Below are 20,583 nucleotides of genomic sequence, written 5' to 3'. Positions count from 1 at the left end.
TTTCATGCAGGCATAAACGGATGCCCACTAACTCGGCGCAACCAAGAAGTTTTAGCCATGTTGGGAGATGTACTGCTGATCAACGATCAGCACAAATCGGCGGCAGGCGCCATTCTTGAGCGGGTGTTGCTGGATAGTGAACTGCTCCGGAAAAAACAGCCCGAAGAGAAGTTCGTTGTAGCCATATCGGGAGAATCGGGTGCAGGCAAGTCCGAACTCTCGCACTCCCTTGCTCTCCTCCTCAAAGGCAGGGGCATACGGGTCAAGATCCTCCATACCGACAACTACTACCACGTCCATCCGCTCCTGCGGCGGGAGCACCGCATACAAAGCAACTTCGAACTGGTAGGGGTTCAGGAATACGACTGGGAGCAGCTGCACCGAAACATCGAGGACTTCCGTAAAGGGAAAAGCGTATCCATCCCCTGCATCGACATCATCACCGAAGAGGTCGACCAGCTCTTCACCGACTTCAGCAAAATCCAGCTGCTCATCATTGACGGCCTGTACGCAATCCGTACGGAAGGAGTGGACCTCAGGGTATTCATCGACCTCACCTATCACGACACGAAACTCAGCCAGATGCTGCGCTGCAAGGAGCCGACAGACGGCTATCGCTGGAGCGTACTCGAGCGCGAACACCAGCATGTGCGTTCCCTCAAACCCCTTGCGGACCTGCATGTGGATCGGGACTTCAGGGTATTCGACCCGGCCATCGTACGTCATGCTCCCCGACCCTGGCAGCGGCGGGCTGCGCATGCCGTCACACCCGCAGGCTGAACGTCCGGCACTTCAGCCCGCAAGTGGATCATGGAGGGGGGCAGAGGATCATTATATTGCACGATGGACACCACCACCACCACGATTCCCGTTCCGCTCCGGTTCAACACCATCGGCGACCCGTCGCTTCCCGCCATTGTCTTCCTGCATGGCTTCCTCGGCTCCGGCAGCGACTGGATGCCCTTCACATCCGGCATCTCCGGGAGATTCCATTGCATCCTTGTCGACCTTCCGGGCCACGGGGAGGCTGCATTTGGGGACAACGGTCCGGATGAGCTGAATCCGGAAGACGATACCGTAAACGGATATTTTCTCCATACTGTCGACACCCTCGCCGAAGGCCTTCGAACGTTGCTCGCCCGGCCGGGCCTGCTCGTAGGCTATTCGATGGGAGGAAGAATCGCCATCGCCCTCCTGCTTCGCCATCCAGAACTCTTCAAAAGAGCAGTGATCGTCTCATCCTCACCGGGGCTACGGACGGCAGAAGAACGAGCGGCCAGGCGGAAAAGCGACCGGGGAATCGCCCGCAAAATCGAGCGGAACTTCGAGGGGTTTCTGGAATTCTGGTACAGCCAGCCACTTTTCTCCACTCTGAAAAACCATCCCCTCTTCCATGAGGTGGAAACACTGCGCCGGAAAGGTTCGCCCCGGAGCCTGGCCCGCTCACTCCGTCTGCTCGGCACCGGCAACCAGCCATCGTTCTGGGATCAGCTGGCTGCAAGCCCCGTGCCAGTGCAGTTCATGGCAGGGGAAAAAGACCCCAAATACCTTGAGATTGGCCGTCAAATGGTTAATTTGTTCCCTCACTCGCGCCTTGAAACATTCCCCGGTTGCGGCCACACGCTGCACATCGAAGCACGGGAACGGTTCCTTGAGCGCCTGCAGCATTTCTTCAACCAGCAAGACAGAGAGCCGTAATGAGCAGCATAGCATGGAGCCAATGCGGGGAGTTCTCCGACATCCTCTACCATAAAGCCGAAGGCATCGCCAAAATCACCATAAACCGCCCGGAACGGCGCAATGCGTTCCGCCCCCAGACCGTGGAGCAGATGATCGAAGCGCTTCAGGATGCGCGCAACGACGAAGCAGTCGGCGTAGTCATCCTGACTGGAGCGGGTGAGCTTGCATTCTGCTCCGGAGGTGACCAGAAAATCCGCGGCAATGCCGGCTATGCCGATGCTAAAGGGGTCAACAAACTGAACGTCCTTGATTTCCAGCGTGACATCCGCACCTGCCCGAAACCGGTCATCGCCATGGTCGCCGGCTACGCAATCGGCGGCGGCCATGTCCTGCACATGCTCTGCGACCTGACCATTGCAGCAGAAAACGCCCGGTTCGGTCAGACCGGCCCGCGTGTAGGGTCCTTCGACGGCGGCTGGGGAGCCAGCTACATGGCTCGCCTCGTCGGGCAGAAAAAGGCCCGTGAAATCTGGTACCTCTGCCGTCAGTACACTGCTCAGGAAGCGCTCGACATGGGACTCGTCAACACAGTGGTCCCGCTTGAGAAACTCGAAGAAGAAACCGTGCAGTGGTGCCGCGAGATCCTTCAGAACTCGCCTCTGGCCATCCGTTGCCTGAAGGCCTCGCTGAACGCCGACTGCGACGGACAGGCAGGCCTGCAGGAACTGGCCGGCAACGCCACCCTCCTCTACTACATGAGCGAAGAAGGCCAGGAGGGACGCAACGCATTTGTCGAAAAGCGCAAGCCCGACTTCAGCCGTTTCCCGAAACGACCTTGACGGCCTCATATGCCTATCTCTACCGGTACTCCCTTCCTTTCACTGAGCCGGTAACCCTCAGAGGCCGATGCCTCCGGCAGCGCGATGGCGTTCTGCTCGCCCTGAAGACCGGAGACGGGAAGCACTGCGCCTGGGGCGAAATCGCCCCACTCGCGGGGCTGCACCGCGAGACAACGGAATCTGCAGAACGCCAGATCATCGAAACCCTCGCCATGCACCGGGAAAACGGCGCATCACTCATGACGGAAGGACTGTTTCCATCGGTACGCATGGGGCTGGAAATGGCTGTCATGAACCTTGAGGCTTCAATCACCGGCCGGCACCCGTTTTCTGCACCGAGGGAGAGTGCGCTCCCCCGGGTACCGCTGAACGCCCTCCTCATGGGATCGACGGATGCCGTCCTCCTGAGGGCACAGGCCAGCTACCGGGAAGGGTACCGTGCGTTCAAACTCAAGGTCGGAAAAGCGAACGCCGAGGAAGCTGCCGCATCTGTCCATGCCCTGCACCGGCTGTTCGGGGGGGACATTGAACTCCGGCTCGACGCCAACCAGTCAATGCCGCTTGACGACGCAATCTCTTTCGCCCGCACACTGCCGAAAGACAGCGTCACCTACATCGAGGAACCGCTCCAGCAGCCACGCGATATTCCGGAATTCCATGCAAAAACCGGCATCCGCGCCGCTCTTGATGAAACCCTCTGGCAAAACCCCGGACTCCTCGGAGCACTACCCCCGGAGAGCATCGGAGCCCTGGTGCTCAAGCCCAACTGCCTCGGAGGCGTCGCAGCCGTTCTTAACATGGTTCGCTATGCGGCAGATCACAACATGCAGGCAGTCTTCAGCTCTGCCTTTGAAAGCGGCATCAGTCTCGGCTTCTATGCCCTGCTTGCCGCAGCAACCTCCCCGAGGCCTGCAGCCTGTGGTCTGGACACCTTCCGCCATTTACAGGGAGACCTCCCGGCCATCCCCTTCCACGCTGAAGGGGGATCGCTTGACGCAGCAGGCCTGTACCTTGACACCCAGGAAGTCCTGACCACGAACCTCAGCCTCGCTTCGGTATGGACCCTCTGAGGTCTCCTGCACAGGACCCGGTGGCCGATGCCGCAACCCGGTTCGGCCCGCTGCCTATGCTTCTCACGCCTGAAGGCAGCCGCTCATTCAGGGAGTGCAGCGACATCGCAGGACGGATAGCCGCCGCGCTTCTGAAAAGGGGCATCCGGGAGGGTCAGCGGGTCGCAATCATCTCACCGAACACACCCGAGATGGTCATCATCCTGCTTGCCCTCCTGCGAAGAGGTATGGTGGCAGCCCCTCTTAACTACCGGCTGCCTGAAGCACGCCTCCGCCAGATGCTTCAGGACCTGCAGCCGGTCATATGCATCACAGGTCCGGGCTGCCTGCCTCCGGACACGGATACCGCTGCGATCGACTCCCTGGAACTTCTCGCTGAAGCATCAGCCCTCATCCCGGAGCGCAGGAATGCGATGCTGAATGACGACGACATGACCGGCCGACCCGTCACCATCATCCACACTTCTGCCAGCACCGGCAGGGCAAAAGCCGTGGTACACTCGCTAAAGAACCATTGGTACAATGCGCTCGGTTCCAACAGCAACCTGCCGTTCGAGCCCGGAGACACATGGCTCCTGTCGCTCCCCCTCTTCCATGTCGGCGGCTACGCCCTCATCTTCCGTTCACTCGCCTCGGGCGGCTCCATTGCCATCGACCGACCGGGAGCATCCATCACCGACTCCCTCGAACGGTTCCCGATCTCGCACCTCTCGCTTGTTCCGACGCAGCTTTACCGGCTCCTCTACCCGAAGAACGGTGTGGAGCTGACGGCCGGAATCAAGGCCGTACTCCTCGGAGGAAGCGCTTCTTCCGACCGCCTCGTCGACGAAGCCGCAGCCGCAGGCCTCCCCATTTACCTGAGCTACGGCTCAACTGAGATGGCCTCGCAGATTGCCACCACCGACGCTCCGGTGACGGGGCACCGAGCCGACAGCGGAAGGGTGCTTCAATGGAGGGAGGTCTGCGAGGCACCGGACGGCGAACTTCTGGTCCGCGGAAAGTGCCTCTGCACAGGCTACCTCAGAAACGGCGCCATAGACCCCGTCGGGGAGCCGGACGGATGGTTCCATACCGGCGACATCGGCAGTCTGGCCGCCGACGGAACGGTAAGGGTGCTTGGAAGAAAAGACGGTATGTTCATCTCAGGCGGGGAAAACATCCATCCCGAAGAGGTGGAAAGGGCGCTGACAGAGATACGTGGCGTGCTTGAAGCCGTAGTCGCGCCCGTGCGGGACCCCGAATACGGAGAGCGCCCTGCGGCATTCATACGCACAGCCGGCGGAAACACCCCTGACGACGAAACCCTCCGCCGCGAAATGCATCAGCGGGTCGGCCGGCTGAAAACGCCGGTGGTGTTTTTCAGGGTTTGCCAGTGGGCAACGCTTCCGGGATCGGAAAAAACGGATCGGGCCTGGTACAGGCTGATGGCTGCGGAGTACCGCGGAAAAGACACTAACGGCGGGCTGCCTTGCGCTTGAGGCGAAACACGGCCCACATCCCCCCGAATCCGGCAATCGGCGCATAGAAAGCTGCAGAGAAAAGCATGCTCTGAAGGATGTCGGTAAGGGAGAGCGTAAGGGGAGCGAGGGCGAGCTTTTCGGCCTCAAGCAGCGCCTGCACCTGCTGATTGAGTTCCGGGCGGTCACGGGCCATTTCCAGTACCCAGCTGATGACGAGCGACAGGCTTTCAGTCCCTGGGCGATAGGAAAGTGTCTCCATCAGTACCCATGATACCGCTTCGGAGAGGATGCCGCCAACCGCGCCACCGAAGAAGGCGAGAATGAAGGCTTCATTATAGGGAAGACGCACCTGGAAACGCAGGATGCTGCGGTTGAGGGCAACCGATCCGGCAATGAATATTCCCGCAAACAGGAATACGTTGACGAGCGTCAGATAGGGAACCGTGGTCGTCAGGACGACGATGGAGGCCGTAAGCATGACGGCGAAAAGTTTTTCACGAAATACCATGTGGCTTATGCGAGTCTTTCGTTCAGGAAGTCGTCCATGGTATAGAAACCCGGAGCAGTCCTATGTCGCACGGCCAGCCAGGCGGCGGTCTCTACGGCACCGGATGCAAAGCCGGAGCGGCTCTTGGCGGTGTGGGAAATGGTGATTTCGTCCGCCTCTGAATCAATGAAGGCTGTATGCTTGCCAAAGACCCCGCCGAGCCGGATTGCTGCGACCTGCAGCTCGTCGGGCTGGATCGGCCTGCCATCGGACAGCTGGCGCACAATGCTTTTCTTCCGGCTGTTTGCTGCAAGGATGTGCTCTGCAGCGGCAATGGCCGTTCCGCTCGGAAAATCAGCCTTGGCGGTGTGGTGCTGTTCGCTGAAAGCAATGTCGAACTGAGCGAACGGGGCGATGAGGCGTGCCGCCTCACGAACGGTACGAAGGAAAATGTTTACGCCGAGGGAGAAGTTCGCGGAGTATAGCAGTGAGCCGCCGGCGGCCTTTACCCGGGCAGCGACCTCGGCACGGACATCGTCCCAGCCGGTGGTTCCGGCCACGACCGGCACACCCGAGGCGAGCATGGCATCAAGGTTCTGAAGAAATGCACCGCGGACGGTGAAGTCGATGATGGCATCACTGCCAAGGAAAGAGTCGGGGGTGATCCGGGCGTCAACATCAAGGACTGCCGCGGTTTCATGAACGCCTGAACGGCTGATGACGGCGGCAACTTCCCTGCCCATCCGTCCATTCCCTACCAAAGTGAACTTCATACGCTGTCGTACTGATCTATGCGTTTCGTGATGACTGCCGAAGGCTTAGTCGTCACCCATGATTTCAAGAATCCGGTCGAGATCGTCGCCGGAAAAATACTGGATGTGGATCTCCCCCTTGCCGCCCTTTTTCTCAATGATGCGGACCTTTGTGGCCAGCTTGTTGCGAAGGAGCGATTCGAGCTCCGCGACATGCGGCTCGCGCTCCGGCTTCGTCTTTTTATCGGCACTGCCATCTTCGCGGAACATCCGGGCCACAAGGGCCTCAGTCTGGCGGACAGAGAGCTGGTGGGCGATCACCTGCTTCCATACCCTCAGCTGCTGCTGTTCACCCGGCAGGTTGATGAGGGCCCGGGCGTGACCGAAGGAAATTTCACGGTTACGGATGCTGTCCTGCACCTGCAGCGGCAGTTTCAGGAGGCGGAGGAAGTTGCTGACCGAAGAGCGGTTCTTACCGACCTTCTTGGCTACTTCGTCCTGGGTGAGGCTGCACTTCGTCGTCAGACTTTTAAGTGCCAGCGCCACTTCGATGGCGTTGAGATCTTCACGCTGGATGTTCTCGATGAGGGCGAGCTCAAGCTTGCTGGAGTCGCTTCGGGCCTCAATGATATAGGCGGGAATGAATTTGTATCCGGCCTTGCGCACTGCGCGCAGGCGCCGTTCGCCGCTGATGAGCTGGTACCCCTCTCCGTCCCGCTGCACCGTCACCGGCTGGATGATGCCATTCTCCAGAATGGAGTTCATGAGCTCCTCAAGTGCCGTCTCGTCGAACTCCTTGCGGGGCTGGAACGGGTTGGCGTGGATGCTCTCGACCGGCAGACTGCCAATCACCCCCTCCTGCACGGGAACATCGACCTCGTCCCGTCCTGCCCTGGAGAACCCCTCTTCCGGGATCAGCGCCTTCAGGCCCTTTCCCAATGCGTTTTTCGCCATATCCCCTGACCCGTCCGCCGGCGGCTACTGCTGCCGGACTTTAAATTTTTTGATGTTGCCGTCCCGTTCGAACATCTCCCGGACAAGGTCCAGGTAGTCTTTCGACCCTATGCTCTGGGCATCGTAGAGGAGAGCCGGCATGCCATGGCTCGGAGCCTCGGACAGCCTTACGTTTCTTCGGATGTGGGTACGGTATACCTTGTCCTTGAAAAACTTCTTCACCTCTTCAGCCACCTGGGTCGCAAGACGGAGGCGGGCATCGTACATGGTCACAAGCACACCCTCGATGTCGAGCTTCGGGTTCAGATGCTTGCGCACGATGCTGATCGTGTTGAGCAGTTTGCCGAGGCCTTCAAGCGCGTAATATTCCGCCTGGACAGGGATGAGCACTGAATCTGCCGCGGTGAGGGCATTGAGGGTGATGAGACCGAGTGAGGGAGGGCAGTCGATGATGATGTAGTCGTAGTCGTTCTTGACCTCCTTCAAGGCCTTCTGCATCACATACTCGCGGTCACGCATATTCACCAGTTCCACCTCCATGCCGACGAGGTTCACGTTCGAGGGCAGAACATCGAGATACTCCAGACTGGAGCGCATGACGGCATCCCTGATCTCCCCCCCCTTCACCATCACCTGATAGAAGGTGTTGTCTATCTCCTCACCATTGTCGATACCAAATCCCGAGGTCGCATTGGCCTGAGGATCGATGTCGATGAGCAGCGTCCTGAACTCGGAAATCGCAATGGAAGCCGCAATATTGACGGCCGTGGTCGTTTTACCGACCCCGCCCTTCTGGTTTGCAATCGCAATTACTCGGCCCATGTATCTGGAAAGGGGAATCTGCTGCTGTTGAAGTTCAAGAGTGACATACTACATTATACTACTTAGTACATCTTTTACAAACTCTATTCGCTGGTGATGGAGAGGCTCGGGACACAATTCTTTACGGCTCCTACCCTGGTGCTCACCGAGCGCCTGCTCGGGAAGGTTTTCATGCGCATAACGCCCTCAGGCACCGTCCTGAAGGGGCGGATCGTCGAAACCGAAGCCTATCTCGGCAATAACGATGAAGCCTGCCATGCGTGGAGGAAAAAGACTGAGCGGAACCGGGTCATGTTCGAGGCGCCCGGTACCCTGTATGTCTATTTTTCCTACGGTTGCCACCATCTTCTGAACATCGTCACCGAGCCCGAAGGCATTGCCGGAGCAGTACTCATCAGGGCAATGGAACCGCTCGAAGGAATACCCTCTATGCAGGAACGCCGCAATACGACGGTCGAGACCGCCCTCATGAGCGGACCGGCCAAGCTCACCAGCGCCCTTGGCATCGACAGGAGCTCCAGCGGCAGGGACCTGTTCGGCAACGAGTTCTTTTTGCTGGACGCACCGTTGCCGCCACCCTCGATGATTTGCACTTCAACCCGGGTCGGGATTACGAGGAGTCGCGAACTTCCCTGGAGAAAATACCTTGCCGACAATCCCCATGTCTCGAAAGGGCGCCCCTCCTGAGGGGGGACAAAATGGCACGACGATGTTGGAAAGTTGTAAAAAAATGTCCTTTATTAGGGGACGGCTGGCAAGGCAGGATCCACCCTAAACGACTTCCGGAATGCTCGGCACCCCACTCCTTCCAGAAATCAGGGAACTGATCGAGCGCAGAAACTTCAGCGCCCTGCAGCGGATATTCAACGACTGGCTGCCGGTCGACCTTGCCGAACTGATCAGCGACCTGCCCGAAAACGAACAGGCCATACTCTTCCGCCTGCTTCCGAAGGATGTCGCCACCGAGACATTCGAATACCTCGATCTCGACTCCCAGCAGAACCTCCTCGAAGCCCTTACCCAGAAGGATGTCACCCACATCCTCAACAGCATGTCGGCCGATGACCGTACGGCCCTGCTCGAGGAACTGCCCGGCAACGTGACGCAGGAGCTGCTCCGCCTGCTCTCATTCAAAGAGTTCAAGATCGCAAAGACCCTGCTTGCATACGCCGAAGACAGCGTCGGCAGGCTCATGTCGCCTGACTACCTCTCCGTCAAGAAGGACTGGAACATCAACCAGGTCCTCGAATACATCCGCACGTACGGCCACGACAGCGAAACCCTCAACGTCATCTATGTCGTCGATGACCACGGCAAGCTTAAAGGCGAACTGATGGCCCGTGAGCTCCTGCTCTCGAGCCCGGAGAAAAAGATCCGCGATATCGTCTCCGAAGACAAGATCGTCACCTTGACGGCAACCCAGGACCAGAAGGACGCACTCGACGCCTTCAAGAAGTACGACACCGTCGCCCTTCCGGTCGTCGACTCGAACGGCTACCTTATCGGTATCGTGACGGTCGATGACATGCTTGACGTCGCAGAAGAGGAAGAGACCGAAGACATCCAGAAATTCGGCGGTATCGAAGCCCTCGAAGAGCCCTACATCGATCTTCCCATTCCGCAGCTCATCAAGAAGCGGGCGGTCTGGCTCGTCGTCCTCTTCATCGGTGAAATGCTTACCGCTTCGGCAATGGCATTCTTCGAGGAGGAACTGGCCAAAGCCATTGTCCTTGCCACCTTCATCCCGCTCATCATCTCCAGCGGCGGCAACTCCGGCTCCCAGGCTGCAACCCTGATCATCCGCTCCCTTGCGCTCGGCGAAATCACCATCCGGGACTGGTGGAACGTTATGCGCCGAGAAATAATCTCCGGCATGGCGCTCGGCGGCCTGCTCGGACTCATAGGAGTATTCCGGGTCATCGTATGGGCCATGGTCTTCGGCCAGCTGACCCTGCAATGGGTATTCCTCTCGCTGACCGTCGGCATCTCGCTCGTCGGCATCGTCCTCTTCGGCACGCTTGCAGGCTCCATGCTTCCGCTGCTCCTGCAGCACTGGGGTCTCGACCCTGCGACCTCCTCTGCACCGTTCGTCGCCACTCTGGTCGACGTGACCGGCATCGTCATCTACTTCAGCGTGGCATCGCTGCTCCTCGGAGGCATCCTCCTCTGAGTCTCTTCCATAACCCTTCCGCCCGTGAACACCGAACCTGAAACAGTCGAATTCGACATCCTTTTCATCGGCGCCGGGCCGGCAACCCTCACTGCGGCAATCCACCTTCGCCGTCTGCTCCGACAGCACAATGCAACGGCTCCTGACCCGCTCGAGCCATCGATTGCCGTCATCGACAAGGGGCGTTACCCTGGAGCTCACCTCCTGTCAGGAGCTATCCTCGACCCAAGAGCTCTCCGGGAGTTCATGCCGGATTATCTGGAACGCGGATTCCCTTCGGGCCCGGCCGTTTCAGAAGAGGGCATCTGGTACCTCACGAAAAACCGGAAACTAAGGTTCCCAAGCATCCCCGATGCACTCAGCAACCATGCAAACACCCTCTGCTCGCTCTCCCGTGTCGGGGCGTGGATGGCCGGACTGGCAGAGGAAGAGGGCATCGACCTGTTTGAGGGCACGGCGGCAGTCGGCACCGTGGTTGAAGATGGGCGCCTTATAGGGGTGTTGACGGATGACAAGGGGATCGATAAGAATGGAACCCCCGGCCCCGCATACGAACCGGGCCTTGTCCTCAAAGCCCGGGCCACGGTGATCGGCGAAGGTGCCGGCGGATCTCTCACGGCAGAACTGGACCGGATATTCAACCTCCGCCCGCCGGGTACCGCAGGCAACCAGGAGACCGGCGTGAAGGAGTGCTGGCGGATCCCTTCCGGCAGAATAAGCGCGGGAACGGTGCGTCACACCTTCGGCTACCCCCTTCCGTCCAGCCGTTACGGCGGCGGATGGATCTATGCCCTCTCCGATACTGAACTTTCGGTCGGGTTCGTCACCTCTGTCGAACGGCATGCCCCGGCCGCCGACCCACACCTGAACCTGCAGCGATTCAAGGAACATCCGTTTGTCCGGAGCCTCCTCGAGGGCGGCACCATCCTGGAAGCGGGGGCGCGGACAATCACCTCCGGCGGGTACGATGCCATGGGCAGGATATCCGGAGAGGGGTTTCTCCTCGTCGGCGAATCCGCCGGCATGCTCGACATGCGCCGTCTGAAGGGAATCCACCTTGCCATGAAGTCCGGAATGCTCGCAGCAGAAACCCTCTTTGAAGCACTCTGCCAAGATGACTTCTCGGCCGGGCGACTCGCCGGATACGAGGAGCGGTTCCGTGCATCGTGGGCACATGACGAACTCGTTCTTGCCCGAAACTACCGCCAGGCTTTCGATCGGGGACTCTACCATGGCCTGCTGCAGACCGGCATCAGCCTGCAGTTCCCCGGAGCAACCCTCTTAGAAGGCAAAGGGGAAAGCACAAAAAAAGCACAAGATTCCGCCCTGGAATCGAGGAAAGAGATGGCCGCCCTTGAGAAGGCAGAAAAGGCGCATCCGGCCGACGGCATACTCACCTTCACCAAGGCCGATGCCATCTACCGTTCAGGTACCGTGCACGAGGAAAACCAGCCCTGCCACCTCAGGATATCCCCCGAAGACATGGCCGCAATCTGCCTCGATCGCTGCCGCCACGAGTACGGCAACCCCTGCACCAGGTTCTGTCCCGCCGGCGTCTATGAACTCACCGATGGGGGAGGCGCACTGCGGATCAACGCATCCAACTGCCTGCACTGCAAGACCTGCGAAGCAGCGGACCCATACGGGATCATCACCTGGACACCTCCCGAAGGCGTTGGCGGGCCCGGCTACAAAATCAGCTGAAGCGATGGAACGCAAGAAGAAAAAAGTCATTGTCGGCCTCTCCGGTGGCGTGGACTCTTCGGTCGCGGCATGCCTTCTCGTCCGCGAGGGATACGAGGTTCTGGGACTGCATCTCAAGGTGCTGAATGAGGGGGATGAATCACCTGTTCTCGAGCCCTCACCGATGAGGATTTCCAACAGGGAGGAGTTCCATATCCCCGTCTTCACCCTCAACCTGTCGGCGAGATTCCAGGAAAAGGTGATCGACTATTTCAAGCGCGAGTACCTTGCCGCAAGGACCCCGAACCCCTGCATGGTCTGCAACAAAACCATCAAGTGGAGAGGCCTTCTGGAAGGAGCCGCCCAGCTCGGTGCGGACATGGTCGCCACAGGCCATTACGCCCGCACAGCGTTCATCGACGGCCGGCACAGGCTTTTTGCCGGCATTGACCGGAAGAAAGACCAGAGCTACTTCCTCTGGATGCTTACACAGGAAGAGCTCTCACGGACGCTCCTGCCGCTCGGCGCCCTTACAAAGCCGGAAGTACGCGACATGGCCCGTTCCTTCGGCCTCACCGCTGCAGAAAAAAAAGAAAGCCAGGAGATCTGCTTCGTACCTGACGACGACTACTGCAGTTTTCTGGAAAACGCTGTGCCGGGGCTTCGCCGGCGAGTCGAGGGCGGGGAGATCCTCGACCCTTCAGGGCGGGTCATCGGCCACCACAAAGGCTACCCGTTCTACACCATCGGCCAGCGAAGGGGACTCGGCACCGCCACCGGGGAGCCTCTCTACGTAACAGCCATCGACCCCATCGGCAACATCGTCCATACCGGTCCGAAAAGCGCACTTCTCTCAACTGCGGTTGAAGTCAGGCACCTCAACTGGATCGGGGTTGATCCGCCCTCTATGCCGATGGAAGCCACAGCAAAGATCAGGTACCGAGACTCCGCCTCCCCCTGCACCATAATCCCGCTGGAGCCGGGTCCGGCCGGAGTCACAGCCAGAATAATGTTCAAGGAACCAAAAAGCGCCCTCACCCCCGGCCAGGCAGCCGTCTTCTACCGCGGCGATGAAGTGCTCGGCGGCGGCATCATAGAGGGCACCCTGCCCATGGAACTACACCCATAACCGCAACACGACCCTCAATAGCCATGCTCCAGCGACAGCAACGCTCACTCACCACCCTTGAACTCGACCCCAGAGGCCCTGAACCAGCCCCCCTCGTCATCATGCTGCACGGCTACGGCAGCAACGAAAAAGACCTTATCCAGCTTGCCCCGGATCTCCCGGCAACGTGCCGCTATGTCAGCCCGAGAGCGCCGGTGATGCTCGACATGGACATGTTCGGCTGGTTTCCGATTGAGTTCACGCCGACAGGCATCACGGTGGACTATGCAGCCGCAGCGCTCGCACTGGACCGGTTCATTTTATTCACCCGGGAACTGATCGAGACGTTCAGCCCGGCGGGAGGGAAAGTGTTGTTGATGGGGTTCAGCCAGGGGGCGGTGATGAGCTATCTCACAGCATTCAGGAGCCCGGAACTCCTGCACGGCGTCATAGCCCTCTCGGGGCAGCTCCCCGAATCGAACCTCCCTGAAGCAAGCGGCCCCGAAGGGCTCAGGGATCTGCCGTTTCTGGTGATGCACGGCATTTATGACGATGTGCTGCCGATTGAAAAAGGACGCGCATCCGAGCGCTGGCTCAAAGAGCGGGTCAGCGACCTCAGCTACCACGAATACCCGGTGGCGCACCAGATATCGGGTGAAGGGGTCGCCACCATACGCTCATGGATCGAGAAGCGGACGGCGGCTAAAAGCTGATAGAGACCGCCATCCCGTATTCGGATGAGTTGTTGTCGGGTTCCACGAACCCTGTGACCCGTTGTACCCCGTTCTCGGTGACGACAATGGTATCAACGTCGGAGCGGTCGATGTTCCAGTACCGGAAAAACGGACCGAACGACATGGCGCCGAAGCCGAGCTCCTGACGGAACATCAGTGCCGCGCGCCAACCGTACCCGCTCGACTGGCTGTTTTCAAGATCAGCGGAGTACGTATAGGAAGCGTTGTTGGCATCGGTCAAGTCGCTCACCTGCTTCCCGCCCCAGAAGGCATCATACTCAAGGGTGCCGCCGATCGACCAGCCGGCACCCTGCCTGGCAACCAGTTCCATGCCGATGGGGCTGTACCAGTAGTTGCTGTGGCGGTCGTAGCCGCAGTAACCCCTCGTAGAGACCATTCCTCCGCTGCTGTCATCCAGCCTGCGGTAGGCGATGCCGGTGTACCAGGACAGGGTTGAGCGCAGCCCTTTGAAAATATCCCTGGAGGCAAGCAGCCTGATCTCATACATCCGCTCATCGATTCCGCTCAAATCCCCCGAACCAGAAGAGGAGTAGTCCACCTCACCTCTGGCAATCATCGCCTCAAGGCGAAGCATGTCTATGCCTGCCGGCAGATTGTCGGCCCGGTAAGAGCAGGCCCCCGAAACGCCGTACATCAGTCCCGACTCTTCCATTACTCCGGGCTCATCATAAGAAAACCACGACATATGGGGTCCCGCCTCAAAGCCGAAGCCGCCGAGGGGCAAGCCTGCGCGGGCGGAAAAAGGCAGCATCAGCTGCAGGATGAAAAGCATCGGCACAATGGCCTTGAATGTGAGGGTACGCATGGGGCGTTGCATGTTTGCAGGTTGCTTGGGGTTACCGTCATCAACAATATACGATTTAAACCCTCCATAGGCCACAGGCATGCACAGGGAATTGCCGACTTATCCGTATATTCCCATTTTTAAAACCGGATCCAGCATACAGCATGAAGGCAACACTCAGAGATCTCCTCAACGAGCGCATCCTCGTCCTCGACGGCGCCATGGGCACTATGATCCAGCGCCATAAATTAACCGAGAACGACTACCGGGGGGAACGCTTCAGGAGTCACACCCACCCGCTCCTCGGCAACAACGACATTCTGGTGCTGACCCGTCCCGATATCATTTACGAGATCCACTGCGACTTTCTCGAAGCGGGTTCCGACATCATTGAAACCAACACGTTCAACGCCAACCCTATTTCGCAGGGCGACTACGGAACCGAAGACCTCATCAGGGAACTCAACCTTGAAGCATCGAGACTGGCAAGGAAAGCAGCCGACGCCTACACCGCAAGAGACCCCGAAAAGCCGCGATTCGTTGCCGGATCAATCGGCCCGACTAACAAGACCCTCTCTCTTTCCCCCGACGTCAACAACCCCGGCTACAGGGCCGTCAGCTTCCGCGACGTGGTCGACAACTACCTCCAGCAGATTGAAGGGCTGATGGAAGGCGGAGTGGACGTGCTGCTCGTCGAAACCGTCTTCGATACCCTCAACTGCAAGGCTGCGCTCTTTGCCATAGAAGAGTTCTTCAGCCGGACCAATAAGCGTGTCCCCGTCATGGTCTCCGGCACCGTCGTCGACCAGAGCGGCCGAACCCTTTCCGGCCAGACCACCGAAGCCTTCTGGATCTCCATCGCCCACATGCCGGACTTGCTCTCGGTCGGACTGAACTGCGCACTCGGCTCCAAACAGATGCGCCCGTTCATCGAGGCGATCTCCACCGTTGCTGAAAGCTTCGTCAGCGTCTATCCGAACGCCGGCCTGCCGAATGAGTTCGGTGAGTATGATGACTCCCCCGAATACATGGCTGCCCAGATCGCCGATTTCGCCGAGTCCGGCTTCGTAAACATTGTTGGCGGCTGCTGCGGCACCACGCCAGACCACATCAAGGCCATCGCCGAAGCCGTGAATGAACTCCAGCCGAGAAAACGGCCGACGGCGTCGCATGAACTCCAGCTCTCAGGCCTCGAGCCACTCCGGGTCAACGCCACCACCGGATTCATAAATGTCGGAGAGCGGACCAACGTCACCGGCTCGAAGAAATTCGCCCGCCTCATCCGTGAGGGCAATTATGACGAAGCCCTCTCGATAGCCCGCCAGCAGGTCGAAAGCGGCGCGCAGGTGATTGACGTCAATGTCGACGAAGGCATGCTCGACAGCGAACGCGTGATGGAGGAGTTCCTGAACCTCATCGCTTCGGAACCTGAAATCGCCAAGGTTCCCGTCATGATCGACAGCTCGAAGTGGTCCGTCATTGAAAAAGGACTGCAGTGCGTCCAGGGAAAGAGCATCGTCAACTCCATCAGCCTCAAGGAGGGTGAAGAACCCTTCCGCCAAAGAGCCGCGAAAATCCTTGAATACGGTGCTGCAACCGTGGTCATGGCCTTCGACGAAGCAGGTCAGGCCGACAGCCTGGAACGCAGGAAAGAGATCTGCGGGCGTGCCTACCGCATCCTCACCGAGGAGGTCGGGTTCCCTCCCGAAGACATCATTTTCGACCCCAACGTACTCACCGTCGCCACCGGCATCGAAGAACACGACAGCTACGCCCTCGACTTCATCGAAAGCGTTCGCTGGATCAAGGAGAACCTCCCGCACGCAAAAGTGTCTGGCGGCATCAGCAACGTCTCATTCTCCTTCCGTGGAAACGAGCCGGTGCGGGAAGCCATGCACGCTGCATTTCTCTACCACGCCATCCAGGCAGGGCTCGACATGGGCATCGTCAACGCCGGCCAGCTTGCCATCTACGAAGACATCGACCCCGAACTCCTGGTCCGCGTGGAAGACGTGCTCCTCAACCGGCGCACTGAGGCCACCGAGCGTCTCGTAAGCTTTGCAGAAACCATCCGGGACGGTGGAGAAAAAATTGAGGCAAAAGCCGCAGAGTGGCGTTCGCTGCCTGTTGTGGAACGCCTCCGTCACGCCCTCATCAAAGGCATCGTCGAGTACATCGACGAGGATACAGAAGAGGCGCGCAAGCTCTACCTGAGCCCCCTGCAGGTCATAGAAGGCCCGCTCATGGACGGCATGAACGCCATCGGCGACCTCTTTGCAGAAGGCAAGATGTTCCTCCCGCAGGTAGTCAAGAGCGCCCGCGTCATGAAACGCTCGGTCGCATGGCTCATCCCCTTCATCGAAGAGGAGAAGGCCCGGAACAAAGACACCAAAGCCGCAGCGAAGATCCTGCTCGCCACTGTCAAGGGCGACGTGCACGACATCGGCAAGAACATCGTCTCCGTCGTTCTCTCCTGCAACAACTACGAGGTTATCGACATCGGGGTCATGATGCCCTGTGAAAAGATCCTCGAGGCTGCAGAGCGCGAAAAGGCTGACATCATTGGCCTCAGCGGACTCATCACCCCGTCTCTCGACGAAATGGTGCATGTCGCACGGGAAATGGAACGTCTCGGCATGAAAATCCCGCTTATCCTCGGCGGCGCCACCACCTCGAAAATCCACACTGCGGTGAAAATCGCCCCGGTCTACTCCGGCCCCGTTGTCCAGGTGCTCGACGCCTCGCGCAGCGTGCCCGTCGCAGGCAGCCTCCTCAACCCGCAGCTGAAAGACGCCTATGTTGCCAAACTGAAGGAAGAACAGGAAGCCATGCGCCGCGGGCACATAGAGAGAGGCGCGGCAAAGCGGTACCTCGGTATTGAGGATGCCCGTCGGAACAGCTTCCGTACCGACTGGAACGCAACAATCCCGCCTCTGCCGCAAAAACCCGGCATCACCGTACTTGAAAACGTCACTGCCGGAACGCTCCGTCCCTATATCGACTGGACGCCGTTCTTCCAGACCTGGGAGCTCCACGGCCGTTACCCTGAAATCCTTTCCGATCCCAAGGTCGGGACTGAAGCAACCAAGCTTTTTGCAGACGCCAATGCCATGCTTGAGCGCATCGAAAAGGAAAAACTGCTCGGAATACGGGGAGTTGCCGGGCTGTTCCCTGCCTCAAGCAACGGCGACGACATCGAAGTCTACACCGACGAAACGCATACGGCACTCCTTGGCACCATCCACACCCTGCGCCAGCAGCAGGAAAAACCCGAAGGAGAACCCAACCTTGCCCTGGCAGATTTCCTGGCACCCAAAGAGAGCGGCCTTAAAGATCACATCGGAGGGTTTGCCGTAACCACCGGCCTCGGCATCAAACCCATTCTCGAGCAATTCCGCGAGGTACATGACGACTACAGCGCAATCCTCCTGCAGGCACTCGCCGACCGGCTCGCAGAAGCCTTCGCCGAAATGCTGCATGAAAAAGTGCGCCGGGAACTCTGGGGCTACGCCCCCGCTGAGATCCTCGGCTCTGAATCCCTCATCAGCGAGAACTATCAGGGTATCCGCCCTGCACCCGGCTACCCCGCATGCCCCGACCACACGGAAAAAGCAGAGCTCTTTGCGCTGCTGAATGCCGAAGCAAACACCGGCATCACCCTCACCGAGACCTATGCGATGAACCCCGCAGCTTCGGTCAGTGGACTCTACTTCGCCAACCCCGAAGCCCGCTACTTCGTACTCGGCAAAATCCAGAAGGACCAGGTGGAGGACTATGCAGGGCGCAAAGGCCTCAGCCTGCAGGACGCCGAGAAGTGGCTTGCGCCCAACCTCGCCTACGAACCATAGACACAGGGACCGCCCAAGAGAACACCAATGAAGAAACCGGAGCCCATATCCGGTTTCTTCATTCCGGGCCGAGGGCTGCCGAAAGGTTCTGGATGTAGCGGCCGATGAGGCTCTCAAACTCCATCGCAACGAGCGGGGAGAGCAGAAGCTGGAGAAAACCTGGCAGCTCGACCGTAAGGAGCCCTTTGGAGTACAGCGCGACCGAAGTTCCGCCGCCTGCAGGCGTAAGGGTCCAGTGTCCTTCCACAAGAGCGTTGCCGACGTCTGGCACCGGAGTCCAGAAAACACTGAGGGCCGCCGGGTCGGAAGCGTACCGGGAAGCATAGATGGTCTGCTGGAGCGTGTAGCCGCCAACACCGATTTTCTCCATTTCCCACCGGTATGCATTATCGCCGATATCAACCAGCTGCAGGACCTGGGGGAAATAGGATGCCGAACGGGGTACATCGGCAAGAAGCCGGAAAACATCTTCCGGGCTGGATGCGGTGCAAAACTCGCGCCGCACGGTGATTTCGACAGTGAATGACATGGCATCAAAAGCCGCAGCTTTCCGTTTTATAGTGGGGAAGAGGTGCCTGAAGGGCTTGGAGGACGGCGGCGTCCCGCCGGTATACATCATTACGGAACATCACCACCTCACCCTCCGACATCGCGGTAAGGTAAAGGATGAGGACGGGTACGGGTCTCGGGAGGCTTATGGTCCGGGTCCTGCCGGCGTCGATAAGTGAATCTATTTGTCGTGAACTCCACTTCACGCTGTCGGCGAGAACCAGTTGGGCCAGGTGGCGCGGGTTTTCCACCCTGATGCAGCCGGAGCTGAATGTCCTGGCGCTTTGCTTGAAGAGCTCTCTTTTGGGGGTGTCGTGCAGGTAGACGATATGCGGGTTCGGAAGAAGGAACTTGAGCCTGCCAAGCGCGCCCTCATCCCCGGCGGCCTGCTGCAGGCGGTAGGGGAAAGATGCCCCCTTAAGGGCGTGCCAGTCGACCGATGCAGGATCAACGGTCCTGCCTTTGCTGTCGATGACCGACATGTTGTTAGCCTTCAGCCAGCCGGGATCCTTCCGGATGGCGGGAAGCGCATCCTTGACGAGGATGGTTGGAGGAACAACCCACCGGGGGTTGAACACGACAGACACCATATCGGCCTTGAACACAGGCGTTTTCCGGTATGGCCTGCCGACAATCACCCTCGTGGCCCAGCGAAAGTCTCCCTTTTCCACATACTGGAGACTGAATCCGGCGATGTTGACCAGAACATAGGTCGAATCCAGGTCGTTGAGGAACCAGCGGTAGCGCTCAAGATTCACGCGAAGCGCCTCGACCCTCACCGAAGCCGGCACATTCATTGCGCTCAGGGTCGCGGTGCCCGGCACCCCGTCATCATTGAGGCCGTGGCGCTTCTGGAAGCGGCGTACCCCGAGAGAGAGTTCCCTGTCAAAGACCGTCGAAGTGTCCGTGGCGGTGCTTTCAAGGTCACCGACAATGGCAAGGCGACGGCGAAGAGCCTGTACCCGCGGGCTTCTCATGCCGAGCGTGAGGGCGGGGCCCGGCGGTACAACCGGCCAGCCGCCCGAAGCCTCGATGGCGCGGTAACGGCCAAGCGCGCGGCGGAGCATATGATACTTGGGATGACGGGGACGGAAATCCTGCAAGAGTACTGCAGGTCCATCCTCGCCGGGTGCACGAGGCATCCTGAGGCCAATGGCTGAGCGGACGCCTGAACCAGGAAAGTTCCAGTTCGGATCAAGGCGCAGGGGATCGACCTTGCCGTAACGGAGATGGGCGGCGAGGGTGAGGAATGCGTCAGAGAGAAGGAGCTCCGCCTGCACCCGTTCCTCCATAGTCGAGGGCGGAGAATGCGTCAGGCGGAAAACGGCTTCGCGGTGATAGTCATCCGGATCAAGGCCGTCGGCGCCGGCGGAGTCAATTTCACGAAGCAGGGCATCAACGAAACGGCGCTGCGTCCAGAGAGGCCGAAACTGTCTTGGGGCATACAGGTCGTACAGCTGGCGGATGCAGGTATGGTGAGGATCCGGGGCGGGATGCGCTCTTTGAAGGCCTGCGATGCAGAGACTGATGGCTGCCGGCACATCATCCTGAGGCCGTGCGGCCTCCGGTGCCGGCGGGGCCGGACTGAATGCGAAGAGGATCAGGAGCAAGAGAAGCATGTG

The 20,583-nt window shown here is 59.3% G+C and carries 18 protein-coding genes; 11 read left to right on the top strand and 7 right to left on the bottom strand.

Annotated elements, in window-relative coordinates:
• Window positions 1–57: 57 nt before the first annotated feature.
• From A3K90_RS09960 to menE, 5 genes are all read left to right on the top strand, one after another.
• Complete coding sequence (locus tag A3K90_RS09960; protein ID WP_303682460.1) at window positions 58–780, top strand: uridine kinase; 723 nt, start codon at window positions 58–60, stop codon at window positions 778–780.
• A 63-nt stretch (window positions 781–843) separates the two neighbouring features.
• Window positions 844–1,698, top strand: a complete 855-nt coding sequence (menH, locus tag A3K90_RS09955) for a 2-succinyl-6-hydroxy-2,4-cyclohexadiene-1-carboxylate synthase (RefSeq protein ID WP_303682459.1) — start codon at window positions 844–846, stop codon at window positions 1,696–1,698.
• Complete coding sequence (menB, locus tag A3K90_RS09950) at window positions 1,698–2,519, top strand: 1,4-dihydroxy-2-naphthoyl-CoA synthase (RefSeq protein ID WP_303682458.1); 822 nt, start codon at window positions 1,698–1,700, stop codon at window positions 2,517–2,519. Before menH ends, menB begins: the two co-directional genes overlap by 1 nt.
• On the top strand, window positions 2,516–3,589 hold the full coding sequence (gene menC, locus A3K90_RS09945; protein WP_303682457.1) for an o-succinylbenzoate synthase: 1,074 nt from the start codon (window positions 2,516–2,518) through the stop codon (window positions 3,587–3,589). The genes menB and menC overlap by 4 nt, the downstream gene beginning before the upstream one ends.
• Entirely contained in the window at window positions 3,577–5,067 is a 1,491-nt protein-coding gene (gene menE, locus A3K90_RS09940) for an o-succinylbenzoate--CoA ligase (protein WP_303682456.1), read from the top strand. Before menC ends, menE begins: the two co-directional genes overlap by 13 nt.
• On the opposite strand, the gene A3K90_RS09935 is transcribed toward menE, so the two are convergent.
• From A3K90_RS09935 to A3K90_RS09920, 4 genes are read right to left on the bottom strand one after another with little or no spacing between them, the layout of a single operon-like run.
• Window positions 5,042–5,557 (bottom strand): hypothetical protein, encoded by a 516-nt coding sequence (locus A3K90_RS09935; protein WP_303682455.1) that lies wholly within the window; start codon window positions 5,555–5,557, stop codon window positions 5,042–5,044. The two genes, menE and A3K90_RS09935, sit on opposite strands and share 26 nt — an antisense overlap.
• 5 nt (window positions 5,558–5,562) lie before the next feature.
• A complete protein-coding gene (gene dapB / locus A3K90_RS09930) occupies window positions 5,563–6,309 on the bottom strand; it encodes a 4-hydroxy-tetrahydrodipicolinate reductase (RefSeq protein WP_303682454.1) in 747 nt (248 codons plus the stop codon).
• A gap of 45 nt (window positions 6,310–6,354) precedes the next feature.
• A complete protein-coding gene (locus A3K90_RS09925; protein WP_303682453.1) occupies window positions 6,355–7,242 on the bottom strand; it encodes a ParB/RepB/Spo0J family partition protein in 888 nt (295 codons plus the stop codon).
• A 24-nt stretch (window positions 7,243–7,266) separates the two neighbouring features.
• Window positions 7,267–8,064, bottom strand: coding sequence for a ParA family protein (locus A3K90_RS09920; protein WP_303682452.1), 798 nt, complete (start codon window positions 8,062–8,064; stop codon window positions 7,267–7,269).
• A 96-nt stretch (window positions 8,065–8,160) separates the two neighbouring features.
• Between A3K90_RS09920 and A3K90_RS09915 the strand changes: the two genes are divergently transcribed.
• The 5 genes from A3K90_RS09915 to A3K90_RS09895 all read left to right on the top strand — a co-directional run bounded on the left by A3K90_RS09915 (window position 8,161) and on the right by A3K90_RS09895 (window position 13,738).
• On the top strand, window positions 8,161–8,751 hold the full coding sequence (locus A3K90_RS09915; protein WP_303682503.1) for a DNA-3-methyladenine glycosylase: 591 nt from the start codon (window positions 8,161–8,163) through the stop codon (window positions 8,749–8,751).
• A gap of 100 nt (window positions 8,752–8,851) precedes the next feature.
• Window positions 8,852–10,234 (top strand): magnesium transporter, encoded by a 1,383-nt coding sequence (gene mgtE, locus A3K90_RS09910; protein WP_303682451.1) that lies wholly within the window; start codon window positions 8,852–8,854, stop codon window positions 10,232–10,234.
• Window positions 10,235–10,258: 24 nt separating this feature from the next.
• Window positions 10,259–11,938 (top strand): electron transfer flavoprotein-ubiquinone oxidoreductase, encoded by a 1,680-nt coding sequence (locus tag A3K90_RS09905; protein WP_303682450.1) that lies wholly within the window; start codon window positions 10,259–10,261, stop codon window positions 11,936–11,938.
• Window positions 11,939–11,942: 4 nt separating this feature from the next.
• A complete protein-coding gene (gene mnmA, locus A3K90_RS09900) occupies window positions 11,943–13,046 on the top strand; it encodes a tRNA 2-thiouridine(34) synthase MnmA (protein WP_303682449.1) in 1,104 nt (367 codons plus the stop codon).
• A gap of 23 nt (window positions 13,047–13,069) precedes the next feature.
• On the top strand, window positions 13,070–13,738 hold the full coding sequence (locus tag A3K90_RS09895; RefSeq protein ID WP_303682448.1) for an alpha/beta hydrolase: 669 nt from the start codon (window positions 13,070–13,072) through the stop codon (window positions 13,736–13,738).
• Here the strand turns inward: A3K90_RS09895 and A3K90_RS09890 are convergent.
• On the bottom strand, window positions 13,728–14,585 hold the full coding sequence (locus A3K90_RS09890) for a hypothetical protein (protein ID WP_303682447.1): 858 nt from the start codon (window positions 14,583–14,585) through the stop codon (window positions 13,728–13,730). The two genes, A3K90_RS09895 and A3K90_RS09890, sit on opposite strands and share 11 nt — an antisense overlap.
• Window positions 14,586–14,728: 143 nt before the next feature.
• Here A3K90_RS09890 and metH point away from each other — a divergent pair, with 143 nt between their 5' ends.
• Window positions 14,729–18,412, top strand: a complete 3,684-nt coding sequence (gene metH / locus A3K90_RS09885; protein WP_303682446.1) for a methionine synthase — start codon at window positions 14,729–14,731, stop codon at window positions 18,410–18,412.
• Between the two features lie 58 nt (window positions 18,413–18,470).
• Here the strand turns inward: metH and A3K90_RS09880 are convergent, their stop codons facing one another.
• Both A3K90_RS09880 and A3K90_RS09875 read right to left on the bottom strand, forming a co-directional pair.
• Window positions 18,471–18,941 (bottom strand): SRPBCC family protein, encoded by a 471-nt coding sequence (locus A3K90_RS09880; RefSeq protein ID WP_303682445.1) that lies wholly within the window; start codon window positions 18,939–18,941, stop codon window positions 18,471–18,473.
• Window positions 18,942–18,945: 4 nt separating this feature from the next.
• Window positions 18,946–20,580, bottom strand: coding sequence for a murein L,D-transpeptidase (locus A3K90_RS09875; protein ID WP_303682444.1), 1,635 nt, complete (start codon window positions 20,578–20,580; stop codon window positions 18,946–18,948).
• Between the last annotated feature and the right edge of the window lie 3 nt (window positions 20,581–20,583).

It is taken from the genome of Pelodictyon luteolum (assembly GCF_001622165.1).
GTDB classification, from domain to species: domain Bacteria; phylum Bacteroidota; class Chlorobiia; order Chlorobiales; family Chlorobiaceae; genus Chlorobium; species Chlorobium luteolum_B.
This window is presented reverse-complemented; position numbering and strand designations above follow the sequence as displayed.

Coding starts and splice junctions, on each gene's coding strand:
- A3K90_RS09960 (WP_303682460.1), top strand. CDS start 58: ATGTTGGGAGATGTACTGCTGATCAACGATCAGCACAAATCGGCGGCA.
- menH (WP_303682459.1), top strand. CDS start 844: ATGGACACCACCACCACCACGATTCCCGTTCCGCTCCGGTTCAACACC.
- menB (WP_303682458.1), top strand. CDS start 1,698: ATGAGCAGCATAGCATGGAGCCAATGCGGGGAGTTCTCCGACATCCTC.
- menE (WP_303682456.1), top strand. CDS start 3,577: ATGGACCCTCTGAGGTCTCCTGCACAGGACCCGGTGGCCGATGCCGCA.
- A3K90_RS09935 (WP_303682455.1), bottom strand. CDS start 5,557: ATGGTATTTCGTGAAAAACTTTTCGCCGTCATGCTTACGGCCTCCATC.
- dapB (WP_303682454.1), bottom strand. CDS start 6,309: ATGAAGTTCACTTTGGTAGGGAATGGACGGATGGGCAGGGAAGTTGCC.
- A3K90_RS09925 (WP_303682453.1), bottom strand. CDS start 7,242: ATGGCGAAAAACGCATTGGGAAAGGGCCTGAAGGCGCTGATCCCGGAA.
- A3K90_RS09920 (WP_303682452.1), bottom strand. CDS start 8,064: ATGGGCCGAGTAATTGCGATTGCAAACCAGAAGGGCGGGGTCGGTAAA.
- A3K90_RS09915 (WP_303682503.1), top strand. CDS start 8,161: ATGGAGAGGCTCGGGACACAATTCTTTACGGCTCCTACCCTGGTGCTC.
- mgtE (WP_303682451.1), top strand. CDS start 8,852: ATGCTCGGCACCCCACTCCTTCCAGAAATCAGGGAACTGATCGAGCGC.
- mnmA (WP_303682449.1), top strand. CDS start 11,943: ATGGAACGCAAGAAGAAAAAAGTCATTGTCGGCCTCTCCGGTGGCGTG.
- A3K90_RS09895 (WP_303682448.1), top strand. CDS start 13,070: ATGCTCCAGCGACAGCAACGCTCACTCACCACCCTTGAACTCGACCCC.
- A3K90_RS09890 (WP_303682447.1), bottom strand. CDS start 14,585: ATGCGTACCCTCACATTCAAGGCCATTGTGCCGATGCTTTTCATCCTG.
- metH (WP_303682446.1), top strand. CDS start 14,729: ATGAAGGCAACACTCAGAGATCTCCTCAACGAGCGCATCCTCGTCCTC.
- A3K90_RS09880 (WP_303682445.1), bottom strand. CDS start 18,941: ATGTCATTCACTGTCGAAATCACCGTGCGGCGCGAGTTTTGCACCGCA.
- A3K90_RS09875 (WP_303682444.1), bottom strand. CDS start 20,580: ATGCTTCTCTTGCTCCTGATCCTCTTCGCATTCAGTCCGGCCCCGCCG.